This is a genomic window from Occallatibacter riparius (assembly GCF_025264625.1).
In the GTDB taxonomy this organism is placed as follows: Bacteria; Acidobacteriota; Terriglobia; order Terriglobales; family Acidobacteriaceae; genus Telmatobacter; species Telmatobacter riparius.
On sequence record NZ_CP093313.1, the window covers coordinates 5,631,993 to 5,655,439 of the forward strand.

24 protein-coding genes are annotated in these 23,447 nt (G+C 60.6%); 13 read left to right on the forward strand and 11 right to left on the reverse strand.

Features of this window, described 5'->3' with window-relative positions:
* Positions 1 to 542: 542 nt before the first annotated feature.
* Positions 543 to 2,420: an APC family permease gene (locus MOP44_RS23085; protein WP_260792763.1), complete on the reverse strand. Its 1,878-nt coding sequence runs from the start codon at positions 2,418 to 2,420 to the stop codon at positions 543 to 545.
* Positions 2,421 to 2,603: 183 nt separating this feature from the next.
* Here MOP44_RS23085 and MOP44_RS28205 point away from each other — a divergent pair, with 183 nt between their 5' ends.
* From MOP44_RS28205 to MOP44_RS23100, 4 genes are all read left to right on the forward strand, one after another.
* The gene (locus tag MOP44_RS28205) at positions 2,604 to 2,948 is read left to right on the forward strand and encodes a CxxC-x17-CxxC domain-containing protein (protein ID WP_390905507.1); all 345 of its coding nucleotides are present in this window, start codon (positions 2,604 to 2,606) and stop codon (positions 2,946 to 2,948) included.
* A gap of 156 nt (positions 2,949 to 3,104) precedes the next feature.
* Positions 3,105 to 3,644, forward strand: coding sequence for a DUF2141 domain-containing protein (locus tag MOP44_RS23090; RefSeq protein WP_260792764.1), 540 nt, complete (start codon positions 3,105 to 3,107; stop codon positions 3,642 to 3,644).
* A 308-nt stretch (positions 3,645 to 3,952) separates the two neighbouring features.
* The gene (locus tag MOP44_RS23095) at positions 3,953 to 4,573 is read left to right on the forward strand and encodes a hypothetical protein (RefSeq protein WP_260792765.1); all 621 of its coding nucleotides are present in this window, start codon (positions 3,953 to 3,955) and stop codon (positions 4,571 to 4,573) included.
* A 234-nt stretch (positions 4,574 to 4,807) separates the two neighbouring features.
* Positions 4,808 to 5,965 (forward strand): hypothetical protein, encoded by a 1,158-nt coding sequence (locus tag MOP44_RS23100; RefSeq protein WP_260792766.1) that lies wholly within the window; start codon positions 4,808 to 4,810, stop codon positions 5,963 to 5,965.
* Here the strand turns inward: MOP44_RS23100 and MOP44_RS23105 are convergent.
* The 3 genes from MOP44_RS23105 to MOP44_RS23115 all read right to left on the reverse strand — a co-directional run bounded on the left by MOP44_RS23105 (position 5,962) and on the right by MOP44_RS23115 (position 9,472).
* Positions 5,962 to 6,576, reverse strand: a complete 615-nt coding sequence (locus MOP44_RS23105) for a hypothetical protein (protein ID WP_260792767.1) — start codon at positions 6,574 to 6,576, stop codon at positions 5,962 to 5,964. The two genes, MOP44_RS23100 and MOP44_RS23105, sit on opposite strands and share 4 nt — an antisense overlap.
* A gap of 14 nt (positions 6,577 to 6,590) precedes the next feature.
* Positions 6,591 to 7,268 (reverse strand): hypothetical protein, encoded by a 678-nt coding sequence (locus tag MOP44_RS23110; protein WP_260792768.1) that lies wholly within the window; start codon positions 7,266 to 7,268, stop codon positions 6,591 to 6,593.
* Positions 7,269 to 7,471: 203 nt separating this feature from the next.
* A complete protein-coding gene (locus tag MOP44_RS23115; RefSeq protein WP_260792769.1) occupies positions 7,472 to 9,472 on the reverse strand; it encodes a tRNA nucleotidyltransferase/poly(A) polymerase family protein in 2,001 nt (666 codons plus the stop codon).
* A 320-nt stretch (positions 9,473 to 9,792) separates the two neighbouring features.
* On the opposite strand from MOP44_RS23115, the gene MOP44_RS23120 reads away from it, so the two are divergent.
* The 5 genes from MOP44_RS23120 to MOP44_RS23140 all read left to right on the forward strand — a co-directional run bounded on the left by MOP44_RS23120 (position 9,793) and on the right by MOP44_RS23140 (position 14,642).
* Positions 9,793 to 10,287 (forward strand): DUF6982 domain-containing protein, encoded by a 495-nt coding sequence (locus MOP44_RS23120; RefSeq protein WP_260792770.1) that lies wholly within the window; start codon positions 9,793 to 9,795, stop codon positions 10,285 to 10,287.
* Between the two features lie 51 nt (positions 10,288 to 10,338).
* On the forward strand, positions 10,339 to 11,376 hold the full coding sequence (lpxD, locus tag MOP44_RS23125) for a UDP-3-O-(3-hydroxymyristoyl)glucosamine N-acyltransferase (RefSeq protein WP_260792771.1): 1,038 nt from the start codon (positions 10,339 to 10,341) through the stop codon (positions 11,374 to 11,376).
* On the forward strand, positions 11,373 to 11,732 hold the full coding sequence (locus MOP44_RS23130; RefSeq protein ID WP_260792772.1) for a hypothetical protein: 360 nt from the start codon (positions 11,373 to 11,375) through the stop codon (positions 11,730 to 11,732). The genes lpxD and MOP44_RS23130 overlap by 4 nt, the downstream gene beginning before the upstream one ends.
* 62 nt (positions 11,733 to 11,794) lie before the next feature.
* Complete coding sequence (locus MOP44_RS23135) at positions 11,795 to 12,481, forward strand: M48 family metalloprotease (protein ID WP_313901028.1); 687 nt, start codon at positions 11,795 to 11,797, stop codon at positions 12,479 to 12,481.
* Between the two features lie 484 nt (positions 12,482 to 12,965).
* Positions 12,966 to 14,642, forward strand: coding sequence for a hypothetical protein (locus tag MOP44_RS23140; RefSeq protein WP_260792773.1), 1,677 nt, complete (start codon positions 12,966 to 12,968; stop codon positions 14,640 to 14,642).
* A gap of 22 nt (positions 14,643 to 14,664) precedes the next feature.
* Here MOP44_RS23140 and MOP44_RS23145 read toward each other — a convergent pair whose 3' ends face one another.
* The 5 genes from MOP44_RS23145 to MOP44_RS23165 all read right to left on the reverse strand — a co-directional run bounded on the left by MOP44_RS23145 (position 14,665) and on the right by MOP44_RS23165 (position 18,672).
* Entirely contained in the window at positions 14,665 to 15,459 is a 795-nt protein-coding gene (locus tag MOP44_RS23145; protein WP_260792774.1) for a prolipoprotein diacylglyceryl transferase, read from the reverse strand.
* Positions 15,460 to 15,536: 77 nt separating this feature from the next.
* A complete protein-coding gene (locus MOP44_RS23150) occupies positions 15,537 to 16,055 on the reverse strand; it encodes a hypothetical protein (RefSeq protein ID WP_260792775.1) in 519 nt (172 codons plus the stop codon).
* 398 nt (positions 16,056 to 16,453) lie between these two features.
* On the reverse strand, positions 16,454 to 17,980 hold the full coding sequence (locus MOP44_RS23155; RefSeq protein WP_260792776.1) for a glycosyltransferase family 39 protein: 1,527 nt from the start codon (positions 17,978 to 17,980) through the stop codon (positions 16,454 to 16,456).
* A gap of 51 nt (positions 17,981 to 18,031) precedes the next feature.
* Positions 18,032 to 18,313, reverse strand: coding sequence for a DUF3303 domain-containing protein (locus tag MOP44_RS23160; protein ID WP_260792777.1), 282 nt, complete (start codon positions 18,311 to 18,313; stop codon positions 18,032 to 18,034).
* A gap of 56 nt (positions 18,314 to 18,369) precedes the next feature.
* Positions 18,370 to 18,672: a hypothetical protein gene (locus MOP44_RS23165; protein WP_260792778.1), complete on the reverse strand. Its 303-nt coding sequence runs from the start codon at positions 18,670 to 18,672 to the stop codon at positions 18,370 to 18,372.
* Between the two features lie 85 nt (positions 18,673 to 18,757).
* Here MOP44_RS23165 and hpt point away from each other — a divergent pair, with 85 nt between their 5' ends.
* The 4 genes from hpt (at position 18,758) to MOP44_RS23185 (ending at position 21,438) form a co-directional block, all read left to right on the forward strand.
* Positions 18,758 to 19,303: a hypoxanthine phosphoribosyltransferase gene (gene hpt, locus MOP44_RS23170; RefSeq protein ID WP_260792779.1), complete on the forward strand. Its 546-nt coding sequence runs from the start codon at positions 18,758 to 18,760 to the stop codon at positions 19,301 to 19,303.
* A 75-nt stretch (positions 19,304 to 19,378) separates the two neighbouring features.
* Complete coding sequence (locus tag MOP44_RS23175) at positions 19,379 to 19,780, forward strand: nuclear transport factor 2 family protein (RefSeq protein WP_260792780.1); 402 nt, start codon at positions 19,379 to 19,381, stop codon at positions 19,778 to 19,780.
* Positions 19,781 to 20,121: 341 nt separating this feature from the next.
* Complete coding sequence (deoC, locus tag MOP44_RS23180; protein WP_260792781.1) at positions 20,122 to 20,877, forward strand: deoxyribose-phosphate aldolase; 756 nt, start codon at positions 20,122 to 20,124, stop codon at positions 20,875 to 20,877.
* A 3-nt stretch (positions 20,878 to 20,880) separates the two neighbouring features.
* Positions 20,881 to 21,438: an SMI1/KNR4 family protein gene (locus MOP44_RS23185; protein WP_260792782.1), complete on the forward strand. Its 558-nt coding sequence runs from the start codon at positions 20,881 to 20,883 to the stop codon at positions 21,436 to 21,438.
* A gap of 205 nt (positions 21,439 to 21,643) precedes the next feature.
* Here the strand turns inward: MOP44_RS23185 and MOP44_RS23190 are convergent, their stop codons facing one another.
* Both MOP44_RS23190 and MOP44_RS23195 read right to left on the reverse strand, forming a co-directional pair.
* The gene (locus MOP44_RS23190) at positions 21,644 to 22,567 is read right to left on the reverse strand and encodes a bestrophin family protein (RefSeq protein ID WP_260792783.1); all 924 of its coding nucleotides are present in this window, start codon (positions 22,565 to 22,567) and stop codon (positions 21,644 to 21,646) included.
* Complete coding sequence (locus MOP44_RS23195) at positions 22,564 to 23,220, reverse strand: carbonic anhydrase (RefSeq protein ID WP_260792784.1); 657 nt, start codon at positions 23,218 to 23,220, stop codon at positions 22,564 to 22,566. Before MOP44_RS23195 ends, MOP44_RS23190 begins: the two co-directional genes overlap by 4 nt.
* Positions 23,221 to 23,447: the final 227 nt, after the last annotated feature.

Here is a 23,447-nt window from a genome sequence, read left to right on the forward strand (position 1 = left end):
CGACTTCAGTCGTGCCGAAAACGCCCACAAAAGAAATCAAAAACAACGAACGCGGACCGCACGGTCCGCGTTCGTGCGTGCAGATCTTCGAACAATCGCAGCTAATTATCGGGTGGGCTCTATCCAAATCTCGACATCAGAACCGAGCCGCGATATTCGCTTTCCATCCGCAGTAAGAACGCGCGTCGACTCCCGCCGTCATTTTGAACCGGCCATTCGATTGAGTCGATCCGTACATTCAAAGAACTCTCAGTGCCTCGCAGTTGAATCGCATCTCCGACTTCAATCCTCAAATCGGGGTCTGTAACGGAGGCCGGTACGACCACCCAGCCGCGCGTCGGAACGGAGAAGGCGCACTCCACTTTTGAGAGAAAGATCACGTGGATTCGAGTCTACGCCGTTGCCCCCTTTTAGGGGCCAAGAACATCCACCCGTACACCGCAGATACCCTTGCGACTTCTCTCTGTCGCAAGGCCCGGAACCCACCGCCCTCACGCCGCCACGAATGGCGCCGCAGGCGCTGTCAGCCCCACCGCAGGTGGCTAGCTCACATGCACAATCGGCCGTCTCCCAATCTCCGACACGGCCTTCCTCAACACCTCATGCGTCAGCGGCGCGGTATCCCCTTCGCCCAGGAACAGGAACCGAAAGATATTCGCCACCGGGTTCCCTTCCTTCCACTTGAAATAGATATGCGGAACGCACTCCGTCATCTGCTCCACGTGGATCAGAAACGCCGCAATCGAGTTCGCCACAATCGGACTGCGGGTACTCAGAATGCAGTGGTGATCGCATCGCGCGCCCACCACCTTCAGATGGTCTGAGAACTCTGAAGCATCCGTCCGCTCCACCTCGAGAAAAACGATCTTCGCGTGTTCCGGCAGCCCGTGTACCTTGCGCACAATCCTGTCCAGCCGGTCCAATTCCTTTGCGTCCGCTTGCCTTGGCTTCATGGGAATCACCCGCACCGACAAGTTGCCCGCCGAGCGGATGATCTCCTCCGCAGTCGCATCCAGTTCCACGCCGGTGATGCGCAACTCGGTCGAGCGCAGCGCGCGCGACGCAAATCCCACCAGCAGAATCGCGCCAATAAACATCAGTGAGATCTTCAGGCCCTCTGGCCGCTCCCGGATGTTCATTAGCGTGGTGTAGACAAAGATCAGCGCTACCAACAGGTAGAACCACTTCGCCCTGGTCCTCCATGCCGACATCGTCACCGCGCACGCCGCCGACGTAATCAGCACCAACACGCCCGTCGCATACGCGCCTCCCTGCGCATCCACATTCGCCCTGAACGCCCAGGTCACCACGAACGCCACGCCCATAAACACCAGCACCAGCGGCCGCGAAGCCCTCGCCCACTCCGGCGCCATCCCGAACCGCGGCAGATACCGCGGAATCAGGTTCAGCAGCCCCGCCATCGCCGACGCACCCGCAAACGCCAGAATGAGAATCGTGCTGATGTCATACACCGTTCCAAACGCGCTCCCCATGTACTGGTGTGCCAGGTACGCCAGAGCCCGCCCATTCGCCTGCCCGCCGTCCTCAAACTCCTTCGCGGGAATCAGGACGGTCGTCACAAAACTTGTCGCGATCAGGAACACGCTCATGATGAGGGCCGCGGTCGCCAGCAGCTTCCGCGTATTGCGGATGCGATCCTCCAGCAACTCGCCCTTGATCAGCGGCATCACCGCCACGCCCGTCTCAAACCCTGACAACCCCAGCGCCAGCCGCGGAAACAGCAGCAGGCACACCCCCGCAATTCCCCACCAGTGCGGATGCACCGTCCACACCGCGGTCTCCCACACTCGCACCACATGCGGATGCCGCAACACCTCCATCGCCGCCCGCACCGTCACCACCGCGTTCAGCAGCAGGTAAGCGCCTACCAGCCCCACGGCAATACCAATCGCCTCTTTGAAGCCCTTCAGGAACACCACGCTCAGCGCCGCCAGCAAAAGCAGCGTCACCAGCATCTGCCCCGTCAGCCACGCCGGCGCAAACGGATTGTGCACAACGTGTGCCGCCGCATCAGCCGCTGACAACGTCATCGTGATGGTGAAATCCGTAGTCGCGAACCCCAGCAGAACCAGCACAAAGATCTTGCCGCCCCACTCCGGGAAAAGCCCCTCCAGCATCGCAATCGATCCCTGCCCGTTGGGGCTCGCCTTGGCAACCCGTGCGTAAAGCGGTAGCGCCGCGAACAGCGTCACCAGCACCAGCACCAGCGTCGCCATGGGCGACAGAACGCCGGCAGCCAGGAACGCGATGCCCGGTTGGTAACCCAGCGTGGAGAAGTAGTCCACGCCGGTCAGGCACATCACGCGCCACCAGGCATGCTCCGGCTCAGCCTTGCTGTGCACTCCTTTGGGCAGGTTCAGGTCTGCCAGCAGCCAGTTCGTCAGTCTTGCAAGCATCATCGTTGGGGCATCCATGCCAAAGAGAAAACAACCAGTTAGATGCAGTCTCTCACTTGCGTTCGCGCCCCAGGCAAACACCATATATTGCGTCAGTTTTATAAAGAACTTGTAAGCGGCTCGAACTTTACTGAATTCGCGCAAAAAGATGGTACAGTGAATGAACTACTCTCCACGAGGAGACCCATGGCCGGCGATATTCAACTCACGTGCAGCGACTGCGGACAGGATTTCACCTTCACAGCTGCTGATCAGTCGTTTTTTTCGGAACGCGGTTACTCGACCCCTAAGCGGTGCAAGCCCTGCCGGATGGCCAAGAAGAATGACCAGATGGGCGGAGGCGGGGGCGGCGGATACCGTTCAGCTCCTTCACAAGGTACGCCTGTCATCTGTTCAGGATGCGGGCAGCCCACAACGGTTCCCTTTGAGCCCCGCGGCGATCGCCCGGTGTTCTGCCGCGATTGCTATCAATCGCGCAAGGGCAGCAGCGGCGGTGGTGGTGGCCGCGGCGCTCGCGGCTCACGCTACTAACTTCTCCTGCCGGGTCCCCATCGCTTCCCCTTAGCCTTCGGGACCCTTCAGCTTCCCACTCATCAAGCTCCACTCCAAAGCGACGGCCTCTGTCCAACCATCCCTCTGGCGTAACTTGATTAAGGATTCTCTGTCCAAAATCCGGTGAATGCACTCATGAACACGCGTGCCCAGTTCGCCCTCGTGTCAGCTCTTGCATTCATCTCCGGCGGACCGCGACCTTCCGTGCCGAATCCTGTCGCCTCCCTTCTGACGACTGGATGGGAAACCACAGAGCCCGCCCAGCCTCTGCCCGCTCCACCAGACAACTCACCCCAGTCCTGCACCCTCCGCATTCACGTCGACGGATTCCGCAACACGCGTGGCAACCTTGGCACCATAATCTTCCGTTCGCCTGACGGCTGGCCTGAAGACAAAGACAAATCCTTTCGCCACGGCCCCGCCCCCATCGACAAAGCCACCAGCACCGCCGTCGCAGTCTGGCCCGATCTCCCTCCGGGCGACTACGGAGTCGCCGCCATCGACGACGAAAACTCCAATGCCAAACTCGATCGCAATCTGATCGGCATTCCCAAAGAGGGCTTTGGCTTCGCCAACAACCCACACGTAGGCCTGGTTCCTCCCTCCTTCGACAAGGCCCTCGTCCACGTTACGTGCCCAGCCACTGAAGTCACGATCCATTTGCAATACAAATAAAAAAGCCTGCACACCGGTTCCCCCACGGATTGTCATTCTGACCCCTACCCTGAACGCAGTGAAGGGCAAGGGGGAAGAACCCGCTTTTGCTTCCCGGCGGAACCCGTCTCGAATGCTGTCAAGCCCCCCGCATGTGGAAAACCGACCTAAACCAATGAATCCATTCACTCCAAAATGTGGAAAACTAATTGCCGATTACTCTTCGAATTTGCTAGCCTAAATATAGGAGCAAAAACAGTGCCCGCCGGATCTCAATCCGGCGGGCATTTTCTTTTGCGCCAAATCTTTCGCACTTAAAGGAAACGCTCATGCCTGTAGCCGACGAAATCACCATAAACTCTGCCGTCCAACGCTGCGTCAACGCCTGGCGCGAAGCCCTCACCCGCAAAAACTGCAAAGACCCCGTCGATCCCGGCGTCTGGGAGCGCGACTACGCCGGCAAGGCCTACCGCAAGGCACTCCCCTGGCTCTCCACCCCTGACAACGTCGACGCCTTCATCGCCTGCGTAGCCCAGGGACTCGCCATCGGCGCCATCGATCCCTCCCACGCCACCAAACTGCTTTACGCCGCTCAGGTCGCCATCACCTCCCGCCGCGCCCGCCTCCAGGCCGACAAAGAAGCGCGCGCCGAAAAAGCCGACCGCGCGAAGAAGGAGGCCAGCACCCCCAGCCCCTCCCCCCTAGGCACGAAGGGCGCCGACGGGGCAATGGCCGCACCGCAGGTGCCCGCACCGCAGGCGCCGCAGGTGACTCGAGATCGGATGGATGCGCTTCTGAAGGAGTATTACGCCGGCCAGATCCCCACCGAGCCAGCCCCGGAGCCCTTCAGCCCGACTCTCAAGAAAGCCCCAGCCCAGGCACCCCCACCCCCCTCCCCCTTGCGCACGGATGACCGCGAAGCCGCCGTCGGCAGCACCGCAGGTGCCTGACTTGCTGCTTTTGTGAAAGGAAGAGGACCCCACCCCCCAGGGAAGGCAAGAACCGCGCCAGAGGCGCAGTGGCCGCACCGCAGGTGCCGCCAACCCGCCAGGAAGGACCATTAATAGCTACTCGCACTTGCCGCTTCACCCCACGCCCACACGCATCACAGGAGATCCCTGCTTGCACACAATGACCCCTCAAATTGCTCTCCTTTGAAGCATCCCCGCCACTGCTCTACACTGATGAGTCTTTCAGGACTCCTCATGCGCGCTTGCATCCTTGGGTTCCTTCTCTTCATTCCGGCTCTCGACGCATCTGCCCAGACGCGCATGACCGTTGCCGAAGCTGAAGCGCTCTTCGGCAATCTGCACGGCGATGCACTCGCCGCCCGCCTCCGCACCGCCGACTTCTCCGAGCGCGTCAGCAACGCTCGCCTGACGCAATGGCAATCCTCCATCGCAGACCAGAAGACCCGCGAACTCCTCCGCGCCACGGCCGATCTGTCGGCCTTCCTCCCCCCTCCCGCATCGGACATCCCCGACGCAGCCCCTCCTGATGCCGCCGCTCAACAGGCTATCCTCGCTCGCGCCCGCGCCTACACAGCCGAACTCCGCCCGCGCCTTCCAAACTTCACCGCGCAGCGAACCACCACACATTACGAGCTTGCATCACGCGACCAACTGGAACAGGAGGAGCGCTCCATGCAACTCGCCCACATGACCCGCGCTCGCATCGGCTACACCTCGCTTGGCGCCTGGTCGCACGACCAGCATTGGTTCAAGCTGGGCATCAGTTGGAGCACCGTCACCTACACCGGCGGCCAGGAAACCCGCTCCGCGGAATCGAGTTCCTCGCGGCAGTTGCCCCTCTCCGAACACGGTCTGTCCAGCTCCGGAGAGTTCGGCTCCATCCTCTCCCTGCTCGATCGGGACGCGGCGCACGGATCAATCGCCTGGCATCATTGGGAAAACGGACCGCGCGGCCTGCTTGCCGTCTTCCGCTGCTCCGTTCCCAAGGATCAGTCGCACTTCGAGGTCGAAATTCCCGGAACGCTTCTGGGCATGTCGCCCTCGGGCAGAACGCCGCCTTATCAGTGCGAGATCGCCGTCGATCCCACAGATGGAAGCATCTTTCGGATCGCCATGCGCGTCGACGAGGATCCCGACCAGGCTGTGATCACAGGCGTCGTCGTCGAATATGCTCCCGTCACAATCGGCGGCCGCGTCTTCGTCTGCCCGGTGCACTCCGTCGGCGTCTACTCCACCCGCGAGGCCACCGGCAAACACTCATCTCCTAGCCAATACCACCGCTTCATCAATGATGTGACCTTCACTCAGTACCACCTCTTCGGTTCGGAGTCGCGCATCATCCCCGACACGCCGACGAAGGCGCAACCTTAGTCTTGCTGTCCGCTTTGGATGATGTCTCCTAGTTGAAGGGAGGTCAGCCGACGCTCTCCGCGGAACGAGCAGATCAGATAGCAGGCGGTCCAGATCCCGACGGGAATGTAGGAGTAATCCTGCTGGCCTTCCCAGCCGTCATGGCTCAGGAATACGGCGGCAATCAAGGCCAACAGGGCAACCGCGCGGAGCATCCATCGTGCAGTGCGGCGCGCAATCCCCTTCCGGACAACACCGATTCCGGCAACTTGCTGATCAACCCAGCTCCCGATCGGCCACCAGACAAACGGCACGAACAATACACTGAATCCCATAATCGAGGCGTCGGTTTCACGGCCCAGCACCGTTGCGAGCACCGCGCCCCCGAACATTGCGGGCAAATTCAGAATTGCCGCGATTTTGTCGCAAAGCGATGGCGGTGGAGACGTTATCGGCTCAAAACTGACCGTTCCGCCTTCCTCCTGGAGGACCGCGGCCTGGACCACCGGAATAGAGAGCGCGGACCGTTGAACCGCCGCCCGCTCATGGGCCGCCGTCACCGCGAACAGGATCAACTGAACAAGCGTCATCACCAAGGGCAATAACCAGCGGAATCTGATTCTCTCGAGCATTCAGCAGTTCCTTTTCAGACCGTCGTATGCCTCTGTTGTCCGGCGCGCAGCGTATCCATCCGCTTCTTGTACAGCAGCAGCACGCTGGGCCCGAAGGACAACAGCATGATCGCGATGCCCGTTGTGATTCCGAAGCTGGTCGCAACCGGCGCCGAGCAATCGTTCCGCCGCCGCACAATCACGTGGCACGGCACTGCAATCAGCAGCTCCAGCACGCTGCCCCGCAGCAGCCATCCAACGACCCCGGTCAGGGCCTGCACCTTGTCGCGCAGATATATATAGAAGACCAATCCCCAAGCGGCCCACAGGGCGAGGGCGATCCACAACCAGACGTTCTCCACCATGTCGAAGAAGTGATCGCTCCAGATCGCGACAGCGATGGAAGAGAGCGCCCCGACGCACACGATCATGAACAGCATTCCGGAGATGGCCGCCGACCACCATGCAGAAGCCCTCGGCCTCAGCCTCTTCTGTGTGGTGTCCACTGAAAGGAACAGCAGCGACACCTGCCCCAGGACCAACATCCCAACCGGCACCCACGTCACCCAAGCGCCGTATGCACCGGCGACATCGCTGTAGTAGCGTGCCTCCAGAAGCCCATTCTCGCCGCCCAGCAACACTGCGAGAGGAAGCAACATGCCCACTACGATCAATGCGTAAACGACGCTGATGACAACTCCCCACCGCCGCATAGCCCACCTCTTCTGCGGTCCGCGGAATTATTGCGCCCGCGGCGAACCTGCTCGCACGGACCGGACTTCTCGCTCAGGATTTGGCTGCACATAACTCTACTCCGGTTCGGCCGCTGTGTACGGAGAGTAGTGCAAGATCTCATGCGTAACGGAAAGGGCGTCCTGATCAGGACGCCCTTATATCAATTTGCGAGGAGGAAGCCCTAGCGCTTTTTCCCTGCCTTTGCGCCGTTCTTCTTCGGGGGGACCTTGGCCGCCGCGTGAGGCTTCGGCTTGGCAGCCTTGGCCTTGGATGCGGGAGCCTTCGCCGGCTTGGCAGCAGCCTTGGGCACCGACTTATGCGCCGCCGGCTTGGAATGCGGCTTCAGAGCCGCCTTCTTCACCGGAGCATGTTTCGCCGGAGCATGCGCCGCCTTCTTCGCCGGAGCAGCAGGCTTGGCAGGCGCCTTGGCCGGAGCGTGTTTCGCCGGAGCATGCTTGGCTGCCGGAGCCGCCGTTGCGGGAGCCTTGGCCGGTGCGTGCTTCGCTGGCGGATGAGCCGCAGTCTTCGCCGGAGCAGGTACCGTAACTTTCGCAGCCGGCTTGTGCGCAGGCTCGGCATGCTTCACCGGAGCAGCTTTCGCGGCTGCTTTGGGCGGAACCGTCGGTGACTTGGCCGCACCCTGCTTTCCGCGCTTCGGTTTTGGCTCGTCTTCCTCGTCGTCGTTTTCGTCTTCCGGCTCGGGTTCGTCTTCGCCGGACTCCTCTTCGTCGGCTTCGCCTTCGAGGTCGGCCGCGGGGATCTCGATCTCTTCGTCGTCTCCGCCCATGTCGTCGAGATCCTCGTCGCCCTCTTCGTCAGAGGCCTCTTCCTCATCCTCTTCGAAGGTCTCCTTGATCTTCTCGGCCTTGCGCCCGCGTGCCCGCTTCACCGTTACTTGCGGAGGCGGCGCCGGCGGCGAGTACGGCTCAAGGAACGCCTTCATTTCTTCGGGCGTGGTCAGTTTGCCGTCGATCAACTGCAGAAAGACCTGATGGACGATCTCATTGAAGTTGGGCAGCTCGGCCCGGATGCGCATCTCCAGCATCAGAGCGTACGGGATCTTCTGCTTGGCTTCCGGCCAGACCTTCAGGAAGTCGTTGTAACGCTCCTTGACGGCCTTGTCCTTCGAAGTAAATCCCAACCAGAGAACAGCTTCCGGATCGTAGGTGGTGAAGAGCTTGTAAGCCAGCGAGGGCTGCTGATTTTCTTTTGCCAGCAGCTGCTTCTGGAAACCCGCCGCGATGGCGTCGAGGTTATTCCACTCTTCCACGAACCCGGGCCGCAGCAGCGATTTCTTCAGGGCGGCCAGATCCTTCGGGTTCATCTTGGCCGTCAATAGCTGAATCTGCGCCGCCGAAATGTCGGCGTGGACTCCCTGCATCAGTAGTTCTACGCTCAAATCGTGTAGAGCATGTAGTTTCTCTGCGTCGGCCTTAGCCGGCGTCCAGGCTGGAAACAGGACCTTCATCCAGCCCTCGGCCTCATGCGCCTGCAGAACCTTAAGCCCATCGTCCTCATGAGCGATCTGCTCAAGTTCCCGGCTGCGTTCCGTCGCCGAAAGTGACGCGATGACATCCTCGCCTTTGGCGTTCTCGTACCTGGTTTGCGTCCGCGGATCGAGTTCCCATCCCAGGCGCGTTTTGTACCGAGTTGCCCGGATCAACAGCGCGGGCTCATCCAGAAACCCATAATTAGATACCAGCCGAAGCGCCCGAGCCTCAATGTCGGCCACGCCGTTCAGGGGGTCCATCAGAAGGCCGTAGGAGCCATCATTGAGTGAGATGGCCATGGCGTTGACCGTAAAGTCGCGCCGTCGCAGGTCTTCCTGAATCGATGCCCAGTGGTGGGTGGCCTGGCCAGGCTTCTTGTACTCCACGCTATGCGTGCTCACCACATCTACCCGGACCGTTCCCGGAAAACAAAGATACAGGGTCCGCGAAGCGTCGTCCTCGCCCCAGACCTTTGCGCCGAGTTTCTCCAGTGGTTTCTTGAGCTTGAGGGCGTTTCCGTAAACTGCGACTTCAAGATCCCGGACGGCATGCCCGCTGGTAAGGTCCCGTACCGCGTCGCCGGTCAAAAACAGGATCATCTCAGCTTCACGCGCCGCATCTCGCAGCAATCGCAACGCAACCTGCTGGTCTGCCGAGAGCCGGTTTTCCAGAAGGTAGATGTAATCTGGCATCGAAGTTCCCCTCGTACGGGCGTCTGGCGCGCCCCAAGTGCCTCATCCAGAACCGCTTAACCAGCCACCGGCACCCGTTTCAAAAGGTCACATTAACACAACCAGGCTCGAATGACCAGACATTGCAGGTGCAAATCTGCACCGCGGGAGGTTCATTTGGAAAACAGCCATCAGCCATCAGCTAACAACGCAACGCGAACCACACGCTTGCAAGCTGAACACGCTCGTCCGGTCGAGAAATCACCCGGGAACTGCCACACACACGGACCCGCTGAAGGCTGATGGCTCAGGGCTGACGTCTGCCGTACAATGTCAGTCCAATGGCCTCGCAACGCAAGCCGGTGATTGTACGGAAGTTCAGCCGAGATTGGGTGGCGGGCTACGCTTCGATGAGCTTCGGCCAGGGCGGCCCCGAACTCGAGATCCTCGACCTGGCCGGCAAGGTCGTATGGATCCGCTGGGAGACGGTGAAGTGGCTCTGCTATGTGCGGGAGCTGTCCACGGCGACTCCCGGCGAGACGAACCCCGAGCGGCTCAATACCAAGCGGTTCGCTGTCCGGCCCCGGACCGCGGGACTGTGGATCCGGATGACACTGAACGACGGCGACGAGCTTGAGGGACTCGCGGCGAATGACAAATCCCTGGTGGAGGGTGCCGGGCTGTTGCTTACCCCGCCTGACCAGCGCTCCAATACACAGCGGATTTTCGTTCCGCGGCAGGCAATCCAGACGATGGAAGTGTTGAGCCTCATTGGGGCGGCTAAGCGGCGGCCGGTCGCTGCCGACCAGCCCGAGCTATTTACTCCGGACATTTAGAAGGCGCGGGTGAGTTGGCCGCACCGCAGGTGCCATTTACAATCCAAAGCGATGAAGCTAGGCGAATTGGCAAGTGCGCTGGGTGCGGAGCTGCGCGGAGACGCAGAGCTGGAAGTAACTGGCGTGAAAGGGATTGAAGAGGCTGGGCCCTCCGAGATCACCTTCGTCGCCAACCCTAAATATGCCGGCCTCGCGCGGACCACGAGCGCTGCCGCCATTCTGGTTGAGCCGGAGTTTCCGGAGATCAGCGCGGCCACGCTCAGGATCAAGAATCCCTATCATGCCTTTTCACGGGCGCTGGGTCTTTTTTATCAACCGCCTGCTTATCCGCCGGGCATTCATCCGACTGCCGCTATCGACCCCACTGCTGAGGTCGGACCGGAAGCTCACATTGGAGCGTATGTGGTGATCGGGCCGGGAGTGAGGATCGGGACGAACGCGACCATCCTGCCGCACGTGGTCATTTATCCTGGGGCGCGGATCGGCAGCCATTTCTTTGCGCACGCCCACTCGATTGTTCGCGAGCACTGCATTCTGGGCGACCATGTAACCCTTGAGAATGGAGCGGTGATCGGAGCGGATGGGTTTGGCTTCTCGAAGAACGAGCTGGGGCACTGGGTGAAGATTCCGCAGTCGGGACCAGTGCTGCTGGGGGACCGGGTCGATGTACAGGCCAATGCATGCGTCGATCGCGCGACGGTGGGGGCCACAGAGATCGGCGCGGGAGCGAAGATCGACAATCTCGTTCAGGTGGGGCACGGCTCCAAGGTGGGCGAGAATACCCTGCTCTGCGCTCAGACAGGACTGGCGGGTTCTTCGGTGGTTGGCAAAAACGCCATTCTCGCGGGGCAGACCGGTGTGGCTGGGCACTGCACGGTTGGGGATGGTGTCATTCTTACGGCGCAGTCGGCGGTGTCGCATGACATTCCGGCGGGCAAGATGATTTCGGGATCACCCGGGTTCGATAACCGCGTGTGGCTGCGGGCGGTGACCATCTTCCAGCGGCTGCCGGAGATGTTGCGCCGGCTGGACCGGTTGGAAAAGCGGGTGAACGCAGCAGAGGAATCGGGAAAGGGCGGGCAGGAATGAGGCTGAGCAACGTCGCTCTCACATTGATTGGGGCGGTGTGCCTGCTGGCCGGGTGCAAATCGCCGCATGTGCAGGTCACGGTGAAGAACCAGACCGGCGCGGATGTGAAACTGCTCGAGGTGGACTACCCGAGCGCCAGCTTCGGTGTGGACAAGCTTGGGGCCGATTCGGTGTATAGCTACTCGATTGCGCTGCAGGGCGAGGGACCGATCAAGGTGCAGTACACCGCACCTGACCAGAAGCAGCCTCAGGTGACGGGGCCGACGGTAAACGAGGGGCAGGCAGGCAAGCTGGAGATCGTTCTGCTGCCGGGCGGGAAGGCCGAATTCCACCCCGAATTACATAGCGGTAAGTGAACCTGATTCAGCCTTGGGGCATTACAGAAAGCCCGCGTCCAGACGTGCTAATCTGCACTTTGGTGGCCTCTCAATTTATCCCTATATTTCAGACTGAATACCGGGCGCTGCGGCCGCGTGCGCCCATGCCGCCGTTCCATATCCGATTCCGGCGGTTTGTCTCGTTGAACACGACGATCCGGCTGCGGGAAGCGCAGATCTACGTCAGCCTTTCGGACCTGCTGGAGGGTGCGCCCGAGTCGGTGATTCGGGCGATCGCGCATATTCTGCTGGCGAAGCTCTACAGGAAGCCCATCGATGCCGCGCACAACGCGCGCTATAAGCGGTTCGCATCGAGTACAGCGGTGGCGAAGCAGACGGAGCTCATCCGGAGCGCGCGGGGGTCGAAGCGATACTTCGGGCCGCAGGGACACTACTACAACCTGGATGAGGTCTTTGACTCGCTGAACCTGCGGTTCTTCGGCGGCCTGATGGGGCGGCCGGACCTGACTTGGAGCGAGCACCATGCCAAGCGGTCGCTGGGGCATTACGATGCCGCGCACAACACCATTGTGGTGAGTCGCGTGTTTGACCGGCCGTCGTCGCCGCGGTATGCGATCGAGTACCTGCTCTACCACGAGATGCTGCACCTGAAGCATCCGGTGAAGATGAACGGGCTGCGGCGGTGCGTGCACTCGCGGGAGTTCAAGGCGGAGGAGCGGCAGTTTCCGCAGCTCAAAGAGGCGCTGGCATTTATCAAGCGGCTTTAATCGGACTTGAGTGGTCCGGGTTCGTGCCTGCCTTGCGTCTCTGTTTGCACCACTTGCGGTGCAGGGGCGGGGGGGGGGGGGGTACCCGTCCTGAACCCAGGTCACAGGCCGGATCGGAGGGGTTCCGACCATCTGCCCGTCTCCTCCCAGGGGGAGGGGTGGGGGTAGTCTCTGTCCCGTGTTCCGCGGCTTGCGTCCCGCAAATCGGGGGAGGGGGTACCCTGCGTCAGCCCTCGCGATTTGCACCTTCATGGGTGCAACACCGAGGGGGGGTGGGGGGTACCCCCATGCCCCAAACGAAGAAAACTCCCGGTCTTCACCGGGAGCCTATGCAGTGACTTTAGCGCCGGACGGGATGGAAGGCTGTGACCGCAGTCACGAGTAAGATCTTTGCGGTTCGCTTTTCCGTCCGGCCCACCAAACTCCCGCAGCGCCAGTCTCATACTAATCAGGGACGTTATCCATGCATCGCGAACATTCTGAAATGACGCAGTTCCGGATCCTCCGGCGCATCTTCCTCAATGGCCTGCTGGATTTCGAGCTGCTCTCAAGTGAGGCGGATACGTCGAGACTGGTAGGCCAGTTCGCGACCCTGCTCGCCTCGGTGAGCCTGGCTTTTACACTACCGATCCTACTCATAGGCGGCCTTCCGCAGGATGCCGCATGGGGAATGGAACACTTCCTCTTTGCCACGACGATGGCAGTCGCAGGACTTTTCGGCATGATCTCGTGGGAATCCATTTTTCCTGATCGGAAGGATCTGCTGATTCTCGGTCCCTTGCCGCTGAGCAGAACCACTCTGTTTCTTGCCAAGATATCGGCGTTGTCCAGTGCTTTGCTTGTCGCGATCGTCGCATTGAATGCATTTACGGGGCTGGGCTGGGTCATCCTGTTTGAGCCCGAGCACGGGGGTGTGTCCGGGCTGATTCGCTGCTTCCTGGCCTATTGGCTGACCGCATTCATGGCAGGAAGCTTCATGTTTTTCGCCGTCCTGATTGCGCACGGATTGAGTTCCCTGTTGCTGCCACGAAAGACCTTCCTCCGATGGTCGGGCTTTATCCAGGTTCTGGGATTCGTGCTGGTTTTGGCAGACTATATTCTCGAGCCGTCCATGGAGTCACTGGCTGCGCTCGCGGCACCCGCGAATCAGTTCTTGTTGCATGCCCTGCCTTCCTACTGGTTTTTAGGGGTCTTTCAGCAACTGAACGGCTCGATGCGCTTTGAGTTCGAGCCGCTGGCGCGGTTGGGCTGGCTCGGGTTCGGAGTAGCCGCCGCAGGAGCATTGTTCGCGGTCTCCATGGCCTATCGAGGAGCGTTGTCCCGCATCATCGAAGAACCAGACGTGCGCCCGAGTAGCGCTCGCGGAAGATGGCTCCTGAACCGGGCAGGTTCTTCTCGAGGAACGGCCGTATTGTTTTTCAGCTGGAGAACGCTGCTGCGCAGCCGACAACACCGCCTGGCATTCGGCTTTTTTCTTGCGGTCGGTATGTCCGTCATGCTCTTGTCTATCGTCCTCGCTCGAGCCGAAGACGCAATGGGAAGAGTGGCGCCTGAGCATGGCATGAGCTTCCTGATTGGAACGACCATGATGATGGCGCTCTCGGTCCTGGGAGCGCGCATCGTGATCGGTATTCCCACCGCACTTAGAGCAAACTGGATTTTCCAAATAACCCAGGTGGCCTCGCCTCGCCAGTATGTGAGCGCTACGCAAAGGACACTGCTATCGATTGGAGTGGTCCCAGCCTGGCTCGTGTGCCTGGTGCTAGCTGCGTGGGCTGGGGCCAGTTGGATTGTTGTCGCTCATATGTGCGTTCTGGCGCTCCTGGGAGTGATCGGGACCAATGCTGCCGTGTTCAGGCTCCACAAACTGCCGTTTACGTGCTCGTGGAGTCCCGGGAAGGTCAATGTCCTGGTTACCTTTTTCGGCGGGGTGATCGTGGGAATTCCGCTGACCAGCCTGTTTGCCAAATTGGAAATACGACTACTTCAGACGCCGCTGGGAATAGCAGTATTGCTGGCGTGCCTGAGCTCTCTCGCCGTGGTTTCGCAGTGGCTCATTCAGACGAGCTCTCTTGCAGTGAAGCATCTGTCTTTTGAAGACAGAGAAGAACCTGCTCTCGTCGGTCTCAATCTCAGGCAAACGAGGCCCGCAGACCTCTAGCTGATGTGGGCCACCGCTTGACTCAGGCGGGCTTTTCGATGGCCATGGCGGATCGTTCGACGGGGACGGTGCTGCGCTTTCCAGCCCAGAGAAGCAGAACGATGCCGGCGGCGACGCAGCCCAGGGCGGCGACCTGGGCATTGGACATGCCCCAGAGGACGTGGGGGTTGCGGCGAAGGAACTCGACGGAGAAGCGGGCCAGCCCGGTGAGGACGAGGTACTCGCCCAGGATGCTGCCGGTGGGACGGGGCTTCCCTGCCCTGTACCAGAGCCAGAGGCCGATGATGAGACCGCAGGCAAGCTCGTAGAGGGGGGTGGGGTGGACCGGGACGTAGACTGGCTCGACGCCGTGGGGGAAGGCCATGCCCCAGGGCAGGTCGGTGGGCTTGCCATAGCAGCCGTCGCCGGAGAGGAAGCAGCCGATGCGTCCGATGCCGTAGCCCAAAGCGGCGGCGGGGGCGGCGAGATCGAGCGTGCGGAGGGCACCGATTTTGGCGCGGATGCCCTGGATGACGAGGGCGGATATGCCGAAGACGAGTCCGCCGAACCAGGCGAATCCGCCGGTATCCCAGAGAGCGCTCCAACCCTGGGAGCGGAAGTCCGAGGGGGTGTCGATGACGTGCCAGAGCTTGGCGCCGATGATGCCGGCCAGGACGGTGAGGAGCACGATCATCATGGCGTCGGCGGAAATCTTGGCGCGGCGGAAGCTGCGCTCCAGCACCAGGCCGCCCACAACGGCTGCAATCCAGAGCATCAGTCCGAAGGTGGGGATGTCCTTCTGGAGGGCGCCGAGGTGGAGGTGGATATAGGGATACATGTCTACTTAAGTATAGACGTCGTGCGGATTAGAAGGATTCGCGGGCACTGGCTGGTTTGGCGGCTACTCGAGAACGATCAGACCAATCCCTTCTTTTGGGCCTCGGCCAAGAGTTCGGGGTGTCTATGTAGAGTTGGCTGGATGAGATTGCGGTCAAGTTCCATAATGATGCCGCCAATGGCTTGCGAAATTTTCTTGAACTCATCTTCAGGCTCAGCACGTTGGCTTTGTTCAAGAACTGCCCAAAGTTCCTTATCGCATACGCTAATGGCAGAAAGCAGCTGGCGAGCCTGATCAACGTTCGAGAATAGATTGGTTGACCGCTCTATAGATCGTTCGATCTTCGTGGGCGGGTCAGTTTCACCGTCGGCCAACACACGAACCTCAGCCTTATCACCAAGAGACAAATCACCTATCTCCCACACCGAAGTTATGAAGTTCGGCTCGTCGCTGCGGTCAATCGCCTGCACGCTCAGTGATCCAGTGGAATCGTCTGCACCATCAATTGGAAAATTAAGGTGGGCGCTGAGCCACCCCTTCGAGTCGAGCGAGGCTCTGACTGGAACCCCATCGTTCACCGCAACCTGGACGCGCATAGCTCGGAGTCTATACCAGTGAGCACCCATCCCGGCGACTCGACGGCTAACCGGAACTTACCCCGGTTGGAAGCGCGGATCTTCCGATTGGGATCAGGATGACAGGGGCTGGCGACAGGGAAAGTGGGCGTGAAGGAGGGGCGGGGCCTTGAGAAGCAGATTCCCTGATGGGAATGACAGAAAGAAAAGCAAAGGCAAAGGCGCACCTGGGTGGGGCTCGGTGGTCTCCCGCCCTTGGCGCAAAGGCAGACGCGCCAAGGATGGGGCACCCACGGATTGGAGGCCTTGTGAGCGCCAGAAAGACAACCGCGGATCCCTCGGCTGCGCCTCGGGATGACAGGCTGGTAGGGCCGTATCGACCTAGTGGGCGGAGTTGTGGGAGGTTCTGGATGACCTGTTTAGCCGTAGGACTGGAAATTCTTCCAGAACACCGGCCACGGGGAGCGGATGTTGCGGCAGACGTAGACCTTCTCCGTGCCGCGGAAGATTTCGTTGGAGATGCCCCAGGGGTTCGAGAGTTGGACAGCAGGGCGGCATGAGGCGAAGATGCGGTCGAGTTGGTCGGGCGGGAAGCCGACGGCGATGACCACTTGGGGAGGGGGGTCGGGGTAGCCGCGGAGCCAGTTGGAGTTCATGCCGCTGATGGCTCGGGGCAGGCCGTAAGCGCTGCCGTAGAGGTTTACGGCTCCGGCTTCGCCTTCGTCGGACGCCATAATGCCGGCGGCGGCGCGGTCCGACTCGGGAAGAGAATCCCGGACCTGGGCGACTGTAGCGGCTAGTTCAGGCCAGCCGATCTGCATATTGAGCTGCCCGGTCACGGTGTCCTGCACGCGCCACCAACGGGAATTGACGGGGGCGAAGGGGAGGATGAGGCCGGCGACTACAGCGCCTCCGATCACCAGCCTGCTCCAGGGTGTGTAGTACAGGAGCCGGGTTTTCCATGATGGGGTGAGCGACGCGAAGCGATCTTCGCTCCATACTGCGCCGGCGGCGATGAGCATAGGGTAGGCCGGAGCGAGATAGTAGTCCCGCGCATTGGCCGCCATGAAGGCGACCAAGGTGAGCACGTACATCCAGCCGATCAACCGCCAGCGGTTCCCTTCCGGCCGGGCAAAGAGGAACCAGAGGCCGGCGAGCCAGAGCGGGACGGTGACGGGGTTGCTGGCGCTCCAGAACTGGTTGAGGAGGAAGTTTTTACCGCGGCCGAGGCCGACGTCGCGTGCGTGGATGCTGCGCATCCAGTCGAGACCGACGAAGTGGTGCTGGTACTGCCATAAGAGGTTGGGGGCGAAGATGAGGAGCGCCAGTCCCAGGCCGCACCAGAACCACGGGCTGCGGAGATAGCGGCGGTTCGGGGTAAGCAGCATCCCGATCAGGAGCGAAATGGCGAAGAAGGCGATTGTGTACTTGGTCATGAGTCCCAAGCCGATGAAGAGGCCGATGCCCAGCCACCACCGCGGGTCTTCGGTCTCGAGCAGGCGCACGACGCACCAAGCCACGGCGACCCACCACAGCACGTCGAAGGACATATAGGACATGAAGGAGCCGGTAAAGAAGACGGCTCCTCCGATGCTGGCCGCGAATGCCGACACGAAGATGGCGCGGCGGGAGCCGCCCATGGAGCGGGCCATGAGGCCGCTAAGGAAAGTCACCAGTCCGCAGGCTATGGCGGCGAAGAAGCGGAAGCCGAGCAGGGATGTTCCGAAGAGAATTAGCTCGACGCGGCCCAGAAACGCGGTGAGGGGCGGGTAGACGACGTATCCCCATTGGAGATCACGCGCGTTGGAATAGGTGAGCAGTTCGTCGCGATGAAATCCGTAGCGCGTACCGGCGAGAAGATGCACCGCGGTGAAGGCGAGACCGAGAAGCCATAGGGCCGCAGTGCTGCTCGGGAAGTTCCGGCGCCAGTCAGACGAATCGCGCATGTGAACCTCTGATTTGGGCCCAATCATAGCGCGAAAGCGTGGAAGAGAGTGCTACTTGCCGCCGTAAATTTTGGCGAGGGCCGGGCCTGCGACATCGTCTTCGACGACGAGATGGCTATGGAGTTCGAGCACATCGGACCAGGATGCGGCGAATTCGAAGAGCTTGGCGGGGTCGTCGGTTTCATAGAGGGCGTAGCCGCCGCTGCTGTCGCTTTTGTGCCAGCGGCCCAGAAGCGTGATGCCCGCAGGCGGTGTGCCTTTGCCGGAGATGAAACGGTTGGCGGCCTCAGGAACGCAGCCGGCGCGAAGCGAGTAGGTGGACATGATCTTCATGGAATCGACCTCCGATTGGGATGGAAGAGTTTCTTCGAAGGGAACAAGGGGGGCAGCTAACGAAGGACCGAAGGATAGCATGCGGGCGGGGCGGCGGCAATTAGGGATCGTTGAATCATGCTGGGGGCGGAACTGGGGTTGAAGGGGGCGGTTGCCAGCAGGGTGTACCCGAACTGCGCGCCCGCCTGCGAGTAGGTGCCGACGGCTGAGCAGTCGTCGTTAGCCGCCCCGGTGATGACTCCGAGCCCGAAGGCGCGTGCGATTCCCTTGCCCGCGCTCGGAGGGGCCGGGCTCGCGGTATCGGTCCTGTTCTCCACGCGTGAGTGGATGCTGGTTCGCGTGCCGCAGTCGCTTGGCATGGTCCTGCACGGGTTTCTGCACACCGTGAGATTTTTCACATTTGGACAGATGCGGCCCTTATGTGTGGCTTGAGATACTTGAGGTATGGCAACGACTGCGCTGCAAGGTCTTGAAGTCCTCTACACCCGTCAACAGATAGCCGAACGTGTCGCCGAGATGGGCGCCGAGATTACCCGCGACCTGAAGGGCGAGAAGCTGGTGATGGTGGGGGTGCTGAAGGGGGCTGCGCCGTTTTTGTCGGACCTGGCGCGGGCCGTGCAGGTGGATGCGACATTCGACTTTGTGGCGGTGTCGAGTTACGGCAAGGGGCACAGGACGTCGGGCGCGGTGAAGCTGATCAAGGACCTGGACGAGACGGTGGAGGGCAAGAACGTTTTGATCGTCGAGGACATCTTAGATACGGGGCTGACGCTGAGCTATCTGCGCAAGCTGATGCTGAACCAGAAGCCGAAGACGCTGCGGATCGCGGCGCTGCTGGATAAGCCGTCGCGGCGGATCGAGAAGATTGATGCGGATTATGTGGGCTTCTCTATTCCGAACTTATTTGTGATTGGGTACGGGATGGATTATGCGGAGCGGTATCGGAATCTGCCGGATATCTGCTTGATGACCCCGGATCATCCGGAATGAGGCAGCGGGGCTGGCGGAAGCTGGATGGAAAGAACAAGAGCAGATTCCCTTCGCGAATGAAAGAAAGAAAACAGCATGGTGGATGTGAGAGAGATTCTGACGGGGGCTTATCTCGACTTTAATGCGCGGCGGCTGGATGCCGTGCTGGAGCGAATGGCACCGGATGTGGCGTGGCCGAACGGCTGGGAGGGCGGCTACGTCTACGGACATGAAGGCGTGCGAGACTACTGGACTCGGCAATGGGCGGCGATTGATCCGCACGTTGAGCCGGTGAGTATTACGGAAGAGGCGGACGGCCGGTGGGTTGTGGAGGTGCACCAGGTAGTGCGCGGGCTTACCGGCGATCAGGCGGGGCAGGTGCTGGTAGACACGATGGTTCGGCATGTGTTTCGGATGAGGGATGGACTGATCCAAAAGATGGAGATTCAACCACCTGCGGTGGGGCTGACCGCGGCTTCGCCGCCAGACTGGGCGTGAGGTCTAGCCCCCTCCCCTGGTGGATACGAATGGTTCGGCGTGTGTATCGGATGGGGGATGGACTGATCCAAAGGATGGATATTGAATAGGCCCCGGGGCTGGGATAGGTTCAGTGCTTTCACACCCTGTTGGCAAAAACAAAGCGACAGGATGGGGCACGGGGGTTCCAGAGCTGGGAGTGAAAATCCGGCACCTCGGAGTCGTTTTCGGCTTCTAAGTTACTGGGGCGATTCCGGGCTCGCAAGAGAGGGTACAACGGTCTATACTCTGTCCCCGGGTCTGGTCCCGGGTTGAGGGCAGATTGGACCCGAAGAGTCGTAAAGATGAAGGAGCAACGGGCAATGGCTGCAACAATTCCCATCCAAGATCCAGATCTAGATTTTGACCACGGCACATTCGACGCGGCGGGGTTTACAGCATCAGCGCTGACCAACTGGCAGACGCTGGCTCACGTGATTGACCACACGCTGCTGAAGCCGGAAGCGACGCGGGAGCAGGTGGAGAACCTTTGTGACGAGGCGATACGGTATCGGTTTGCATGCGCGATGGTGAATCCGATCTGGGTGCCCGCGGCGGTGAGCGTGCTGGCCGGTACGGGAGTGCCGGTGGGAGTAGTGATCGGATTTCCGCTGGGCGCTGCGCTGGACTCGACACTGCGGCATGAAGCGGCGGCGCTGACGAGGCTTGGCGCGAAGGAACTGGACATGGTGATTCCCGTGGGGCAGTTGAAGAGCGGCAATCATCATGCGGTGGAGCGGACGATTCGCGGTGTTGCCAACGTTGTGCATCATCACGGCGCGATTCTCAAGGTGATTCTGGAGACTTGCCTGCTGAATGTGGAGGAGAAGCTGCGCGGAGCGGAGATTGCGATCCAGGCGGGCGCGGATTTTCTGAAGACGTCGAGTGGATTTTCGACGGGCGGCGCTACGGCTGCGGATGTCGCTCTGCTGCGCGGCGTGGCTGGAGGACGTTGCGGCGTGAAGGCTTCAGGCGGGATCAGGACGCTGGCCGATGTGAAGACGATGCTTGAGGCGGGGGCGAATCGGATTGGGGCGAGCGCCAGCGTCGCGATTGTGAAGGAGTTGGGGGCCGAGTAGTCAATGGCTCCCAGGTTGGGATTTCCTCAGCACACGCCGTTTCGGCGACGGAAGGCTCGCAACTCTGCAAGCTTTACCCGGTTGAGAGAACCGAGGCCGGTCTGGACCGGGGAACCCCTTGATCTATTCGACCGACTCGAACGACATTGGTATCCCGGGCCGGCGCGCGACGATTCCGATCGGCAGAAACGAGCGACCGAAGAAGACATCGCCAAGTTCGAAGCCGAACACGGTGTGAAGGTTCCTGAGGACTTTCGGGAATACCTTCTGCGATTCAATGGAATCGAAGAAGATCCAGAGGTGTTCCGGTTCTGGCCGTTGCACGAGTTGCGGCCTGTTGACCTAAAATCGTTCAGGGTCCCGGATCGCGAACGATACTTCTTCTTCGCGGACTATCTGATCGAGTGCTTCTACTATGCGATTTATCTGGGCGACAGACCAGAACTGCAAAACTGGGTCGTGATTCCGTGCATGCCCAGGCAGCCGTTCGTCGCTGTCAATTTCACTGGGTTCATCGAGCTCTACCTTGACGATGCTCGAGCCATTTATGGACCTGCCTGAGAAACTCACACAGCGGAAGCTGCTGTAGCTGGTTCCGGATTTGCCCAGGGAGCCCTAAAGGTATCCCTCCAGGGATAAAGCCCGAGTCATTTTTTTGGCTATTTCGGCACGACTGAAGTCGTGCCCTTTCGCGTTTTTGGCTTTATCGGTGAGACTGAAGTCGCGCCCTCTCGCAGCGCTATCAGGCCTGCAAGGCTTTTGCTGGTTACCAGAGGATACCGTCGACTGGCTGAGCGGGGGCCGGCAGTTCCGTTTCGCCCAGCATCTGCCGCAGATTGATCTCAATGGTCGTTGCGATGGCGGTCATCGGGACGTCGTGGATGCAGTTTTCGAAGGGATCTTCTAGGTCGCGTCCGATCTTCTCGAGAGCCAGGAACATGAATCCCACCAGGGTGGATCCCAGGGGGGTATACCAACCGAGGCTGGAGACCATTCCCACCGGCAGCAGCAGGCAATAAATCTGTACAAACAATCTCGGAAAGAAGTCGAACTGCTGTGGCATGGGTGTGTTCTTGATACGCTCCAAGCCGCCCTGGGAGTCCATGAGGGACGCGAGGCTCTGATCGATGGCCTGCCATTGCCATGCGTCGAGCCAGCCGCGCTTGTGCGCTGCAATGAGTTGGGCACTCATGCGTGTCTCAATCGACAGAGCGAGGTTTTTGGTACGCGCGAGTTCGGACGTGTCTTGTTGCGGAAGCACGCGCACGAATTCGGGGACGGGATCGAGGCCGCGCAACTGCTGGCGCAATACATGAACGTACGCCACCTGATGGAGCACGAGTTCGCGCTGGACGGCCGCAACTTCCGCCTGCTCCTGCGAGCCTGCAGCCTGTTCAGAGGAAAGCGTCGTCAATACCTGGCGGGCGAAGGTTCGGCTTCTGTTTACGATGGCGCCCCAAAGCGTGCGCGCCTCCCACCAGCGCCCATACGCTGAGCCGTTTCGGAAGCCCACAATGATGCCGATGATGGTTCCGAATGAGCCTAGCGGAAGGCTGTCGGACCCGAGCCAGGTCCAGTGGAAGACCTTGTAGAGCACAACAAATACCGTGTCCCAAAAAAGCAAGGAAAGGAGCGCTTGGCCCAACCCTCCAATCATGCGCAGCAGGCGTTCCGATTTGGCAACAATCATGCTCCGATACCGGCTGTCGCGGTGACCGGCTCGAATGTCCTCTGGCCGTCGCGGGCGATGCGGACTGTGCCGCTCGCGATGTCATAAACCCAGCCGGAAATCGTAAGCTGGCCGCCAGCCCACGCACCGGCGACGCTGGGATGCGTTTTCATATGGACTAGCTGGGCGAGCACGTTGACTTCGGTGAGCCGGGCAAGTTTCTCGCTCTCCCCCTCGGCGGGCCGAGCCGTGCTCTCAACAATCTTCAGGGCGGCGCGGCCATGGTGAAGCCAATGGTCGACCGCGGGCATATCTTCTGTCGAATGGGGCTTGAGGAGAGCCTTCATTGCACCGCAATCCGAATGCCCACAGACGACCAGGTGCTTCACCCCGAGCGCGGTCACTGCGTATTCAATGACCGCAGTTACGCCTCCGGGAGTGCCGCTGTAGGGAGGCACAAGATTGCCGACATTCCGAGTGACGAAGACCTCTCCGGGTCCCGAGCTTGTGATGCTCTCCACGTCTACCCGCGAGTCGGCGCACGCGACGATGAGGGTGTGGGGCCTTTGCGGCCGGCTGGCCGCTAGGCGGTATTCCTCCGCTTTTGGCGTGTATACCTCTTCATGGAAGCGACGGATGCCGGCCTTCAGTTTCTCCAGTACATCTTCACTCATTTATCACCCTCCTGCATCAGCAGTCATCGAAGCCTGACCCGGAACACAAGCGATGAGACTTTTCTACCGCGGGAAGATCACTTTGGTTCCCGAAATCGTGCCGGCTATTGCGCTTCAGAACAGGTAGACCACTCGTACAGGCTCCACTTCGCGGCATTTTTTCAGCAATTATTCGACTGGTTTCCTCAGCGGAACGAAAGGGCCTGACGATGATACTCGCAATCGCG

What these genes read in the sequence shown, in the direction of transcription:
- MOP44_RS23115 (WP_260792769.1), bottom strand. Translation starts at nt 9,472, where the DNA reads ATGCCAGATTACATCTACCTTCTGGAAAACCGGCTCTCGGCAGACCAG.
- MOP44_RS23145 (WP_260792774.1), bottom strand. Translation starts at nt 15,459, where the DNA reads ATGTATCCCTATATCCACCTCCACCTCGGCGCCCTCCAGAAGGACATC.
- MOP44_RS23090 (WP_260792764.1), top strand. Translation starts at nt 3,105, where the DNA reads ATGAACACGCGTGCCCAGTTCGCCCTCGTGTCAGCTCTTGCATTCATC.
- MOP44_RS23140 (WP_260792773.1), top strand. Translation starts at nt 12,966, where the DNA reads ATGACGCAGTTCCGGATCCTCCGGCGCATCTTCCTCAATGGCCTGCTG.
- MOP44_RS23155 (WP_260792776.1), bottom strand. Translation starts at nt 17,980, where the DNA reads ATGCGCGATTCGTCTGACTGGCGCCGGAACTTCCCGAGCAGCACTGCG.
- MOP44_RS23185 (WP_260792782.1), top strand. Translation starts at nt 20,881, where the DNA reads ATGGCTCCCAGGTTGGGATTTCCTCAGCACACGCCGTTTCGGCGACGG.
- MOP44_RS23105 (WP_260792767.1), bottom strand. Translation starts at nt 6,576, where the DNA reads ATGCTCGAGAGAATCAGATTCCGCTGGTTATTGCCCTTGGTGATGACG.
- MOP44_RS23085 (WP_260792763.1), bottom strand. Translation starts at nt 2,420, where the DNA reads ATGATGCTTGCAAGACTGACGAACTGGCTGCTGGCAGACCTGAACCTG.
- MOP44_RS23095 (WP_260792765.1), top strand. Translation starts at nt 3,953, where the DNA reads ATGCCTGTAGCCGACGAAATCACCATAAACTCTGCCGTCCAACGCTGC.
- MOP44_RS28205 (WP_390905507.1), top strand. Translation starts at nt 2,604, where the DNA reads ATGGCCGGCGATATTCAACTCACGTGCAGCGACTGCGGACAGGATTTC.
- MOP44_RS23120 (WP_260792770.1), top strand. Translation starts at nt 9,793, where the DNA reads ATGGCCTCGCAACGCAAGCCGGTGATTGTACGGAAGTTCAGCCGAGAT.
- MOP44_RS23150 (WP_260792775.1), bottom strand. Translation starts at nt 16,055, where the DNA reads ATGCGCGTCCAGGTTGCGGTGAACGATGGGGTTCCAGTCAGAGCCTCG.
- deoC (WP_260792781.1), top strand. Translation starts at nt 20,122, where the DNA reads ATGGCTGCAACAATTCCCATCCAAGATCCAGATCTAGATTTTGACCAC.
- MOP44_RS23100 (WP_260792766.1), top strand. Translation starts at nt 4,808, where the DNA reads ATGAGTCTTTCAGGACTCCTCATGCGCGCTTGCATCCTTGGGTTCCTT.
- MOP44_RS23110 (WP_260792768.1), bottom strand. Translation starts at nt 7,268, where the DNA reads ATGCGGCGGTGGGGAGTTGTCATCAGCGTCGTTTACGCATTGATCGTA.
- MOP44_RS23160 (WP_260792777.1), bottom strand. Translation starts at nt 18,313, where the DNA reads ATGAAGATCATGTCCACCTACTCGCTTCGCGCCGGCTGCGTTCCTGAG.
- hpt (WP_260792779.1), top strand. Translation starts at nt 18,758, where the DNA reads ATGGCAACGACTGCGCTGCAAGGTCTTGAAGTCCTCTACACCCGTCAA.
- MOP44_RS23130 (WP_260792772.1), top strand. Translation starts at nt 11,373, where the DNA reads ATGAGGCTGAGCAACGTCGCTCTCACATTGATTGGGGCGGTGTGCCTG.
- MOP44_RS23195 (WP_260792784.1), bottom strand. Translation starts at nt 23,220, where the DNA reads ATGAGTGAAGATGTACTGGAGAAACTGAAGGCCGGCATCCGTCGCTTC.
- MOP44_RS23165 (WP_260792778.1), bottom strand. Translation starts at nt 18,672, where the DNA reads ATGCCAAGCGACTGCGGCACGCGAACCAGCATCCACTCACGCGTGGAG.
- lpxD (WP_260792771.1), top strand. Translation starts at nt 10,339, where the DNA reads ATGAAGCTAGGCGAATTGGCAAGTGCGCTGGGTGCGGAGCTGCGCGGA.
- MOP44_RS23175 (WP_260792780.1), top strand. Translation starts at nt 19,379, where the DNA reads ATGGTGGATGTGAGAGAGATTCTGACGGGGGCTTATCTCGACTTTAAT.
- MOP44_RS23190 (WP_260792783.1), bottom strand. Translation starts at nt 22,567, where the DNA reads ATGATTGTTGCCAAATCGGAACGCCTGCTGCGCATGATTGGAGGGTTG.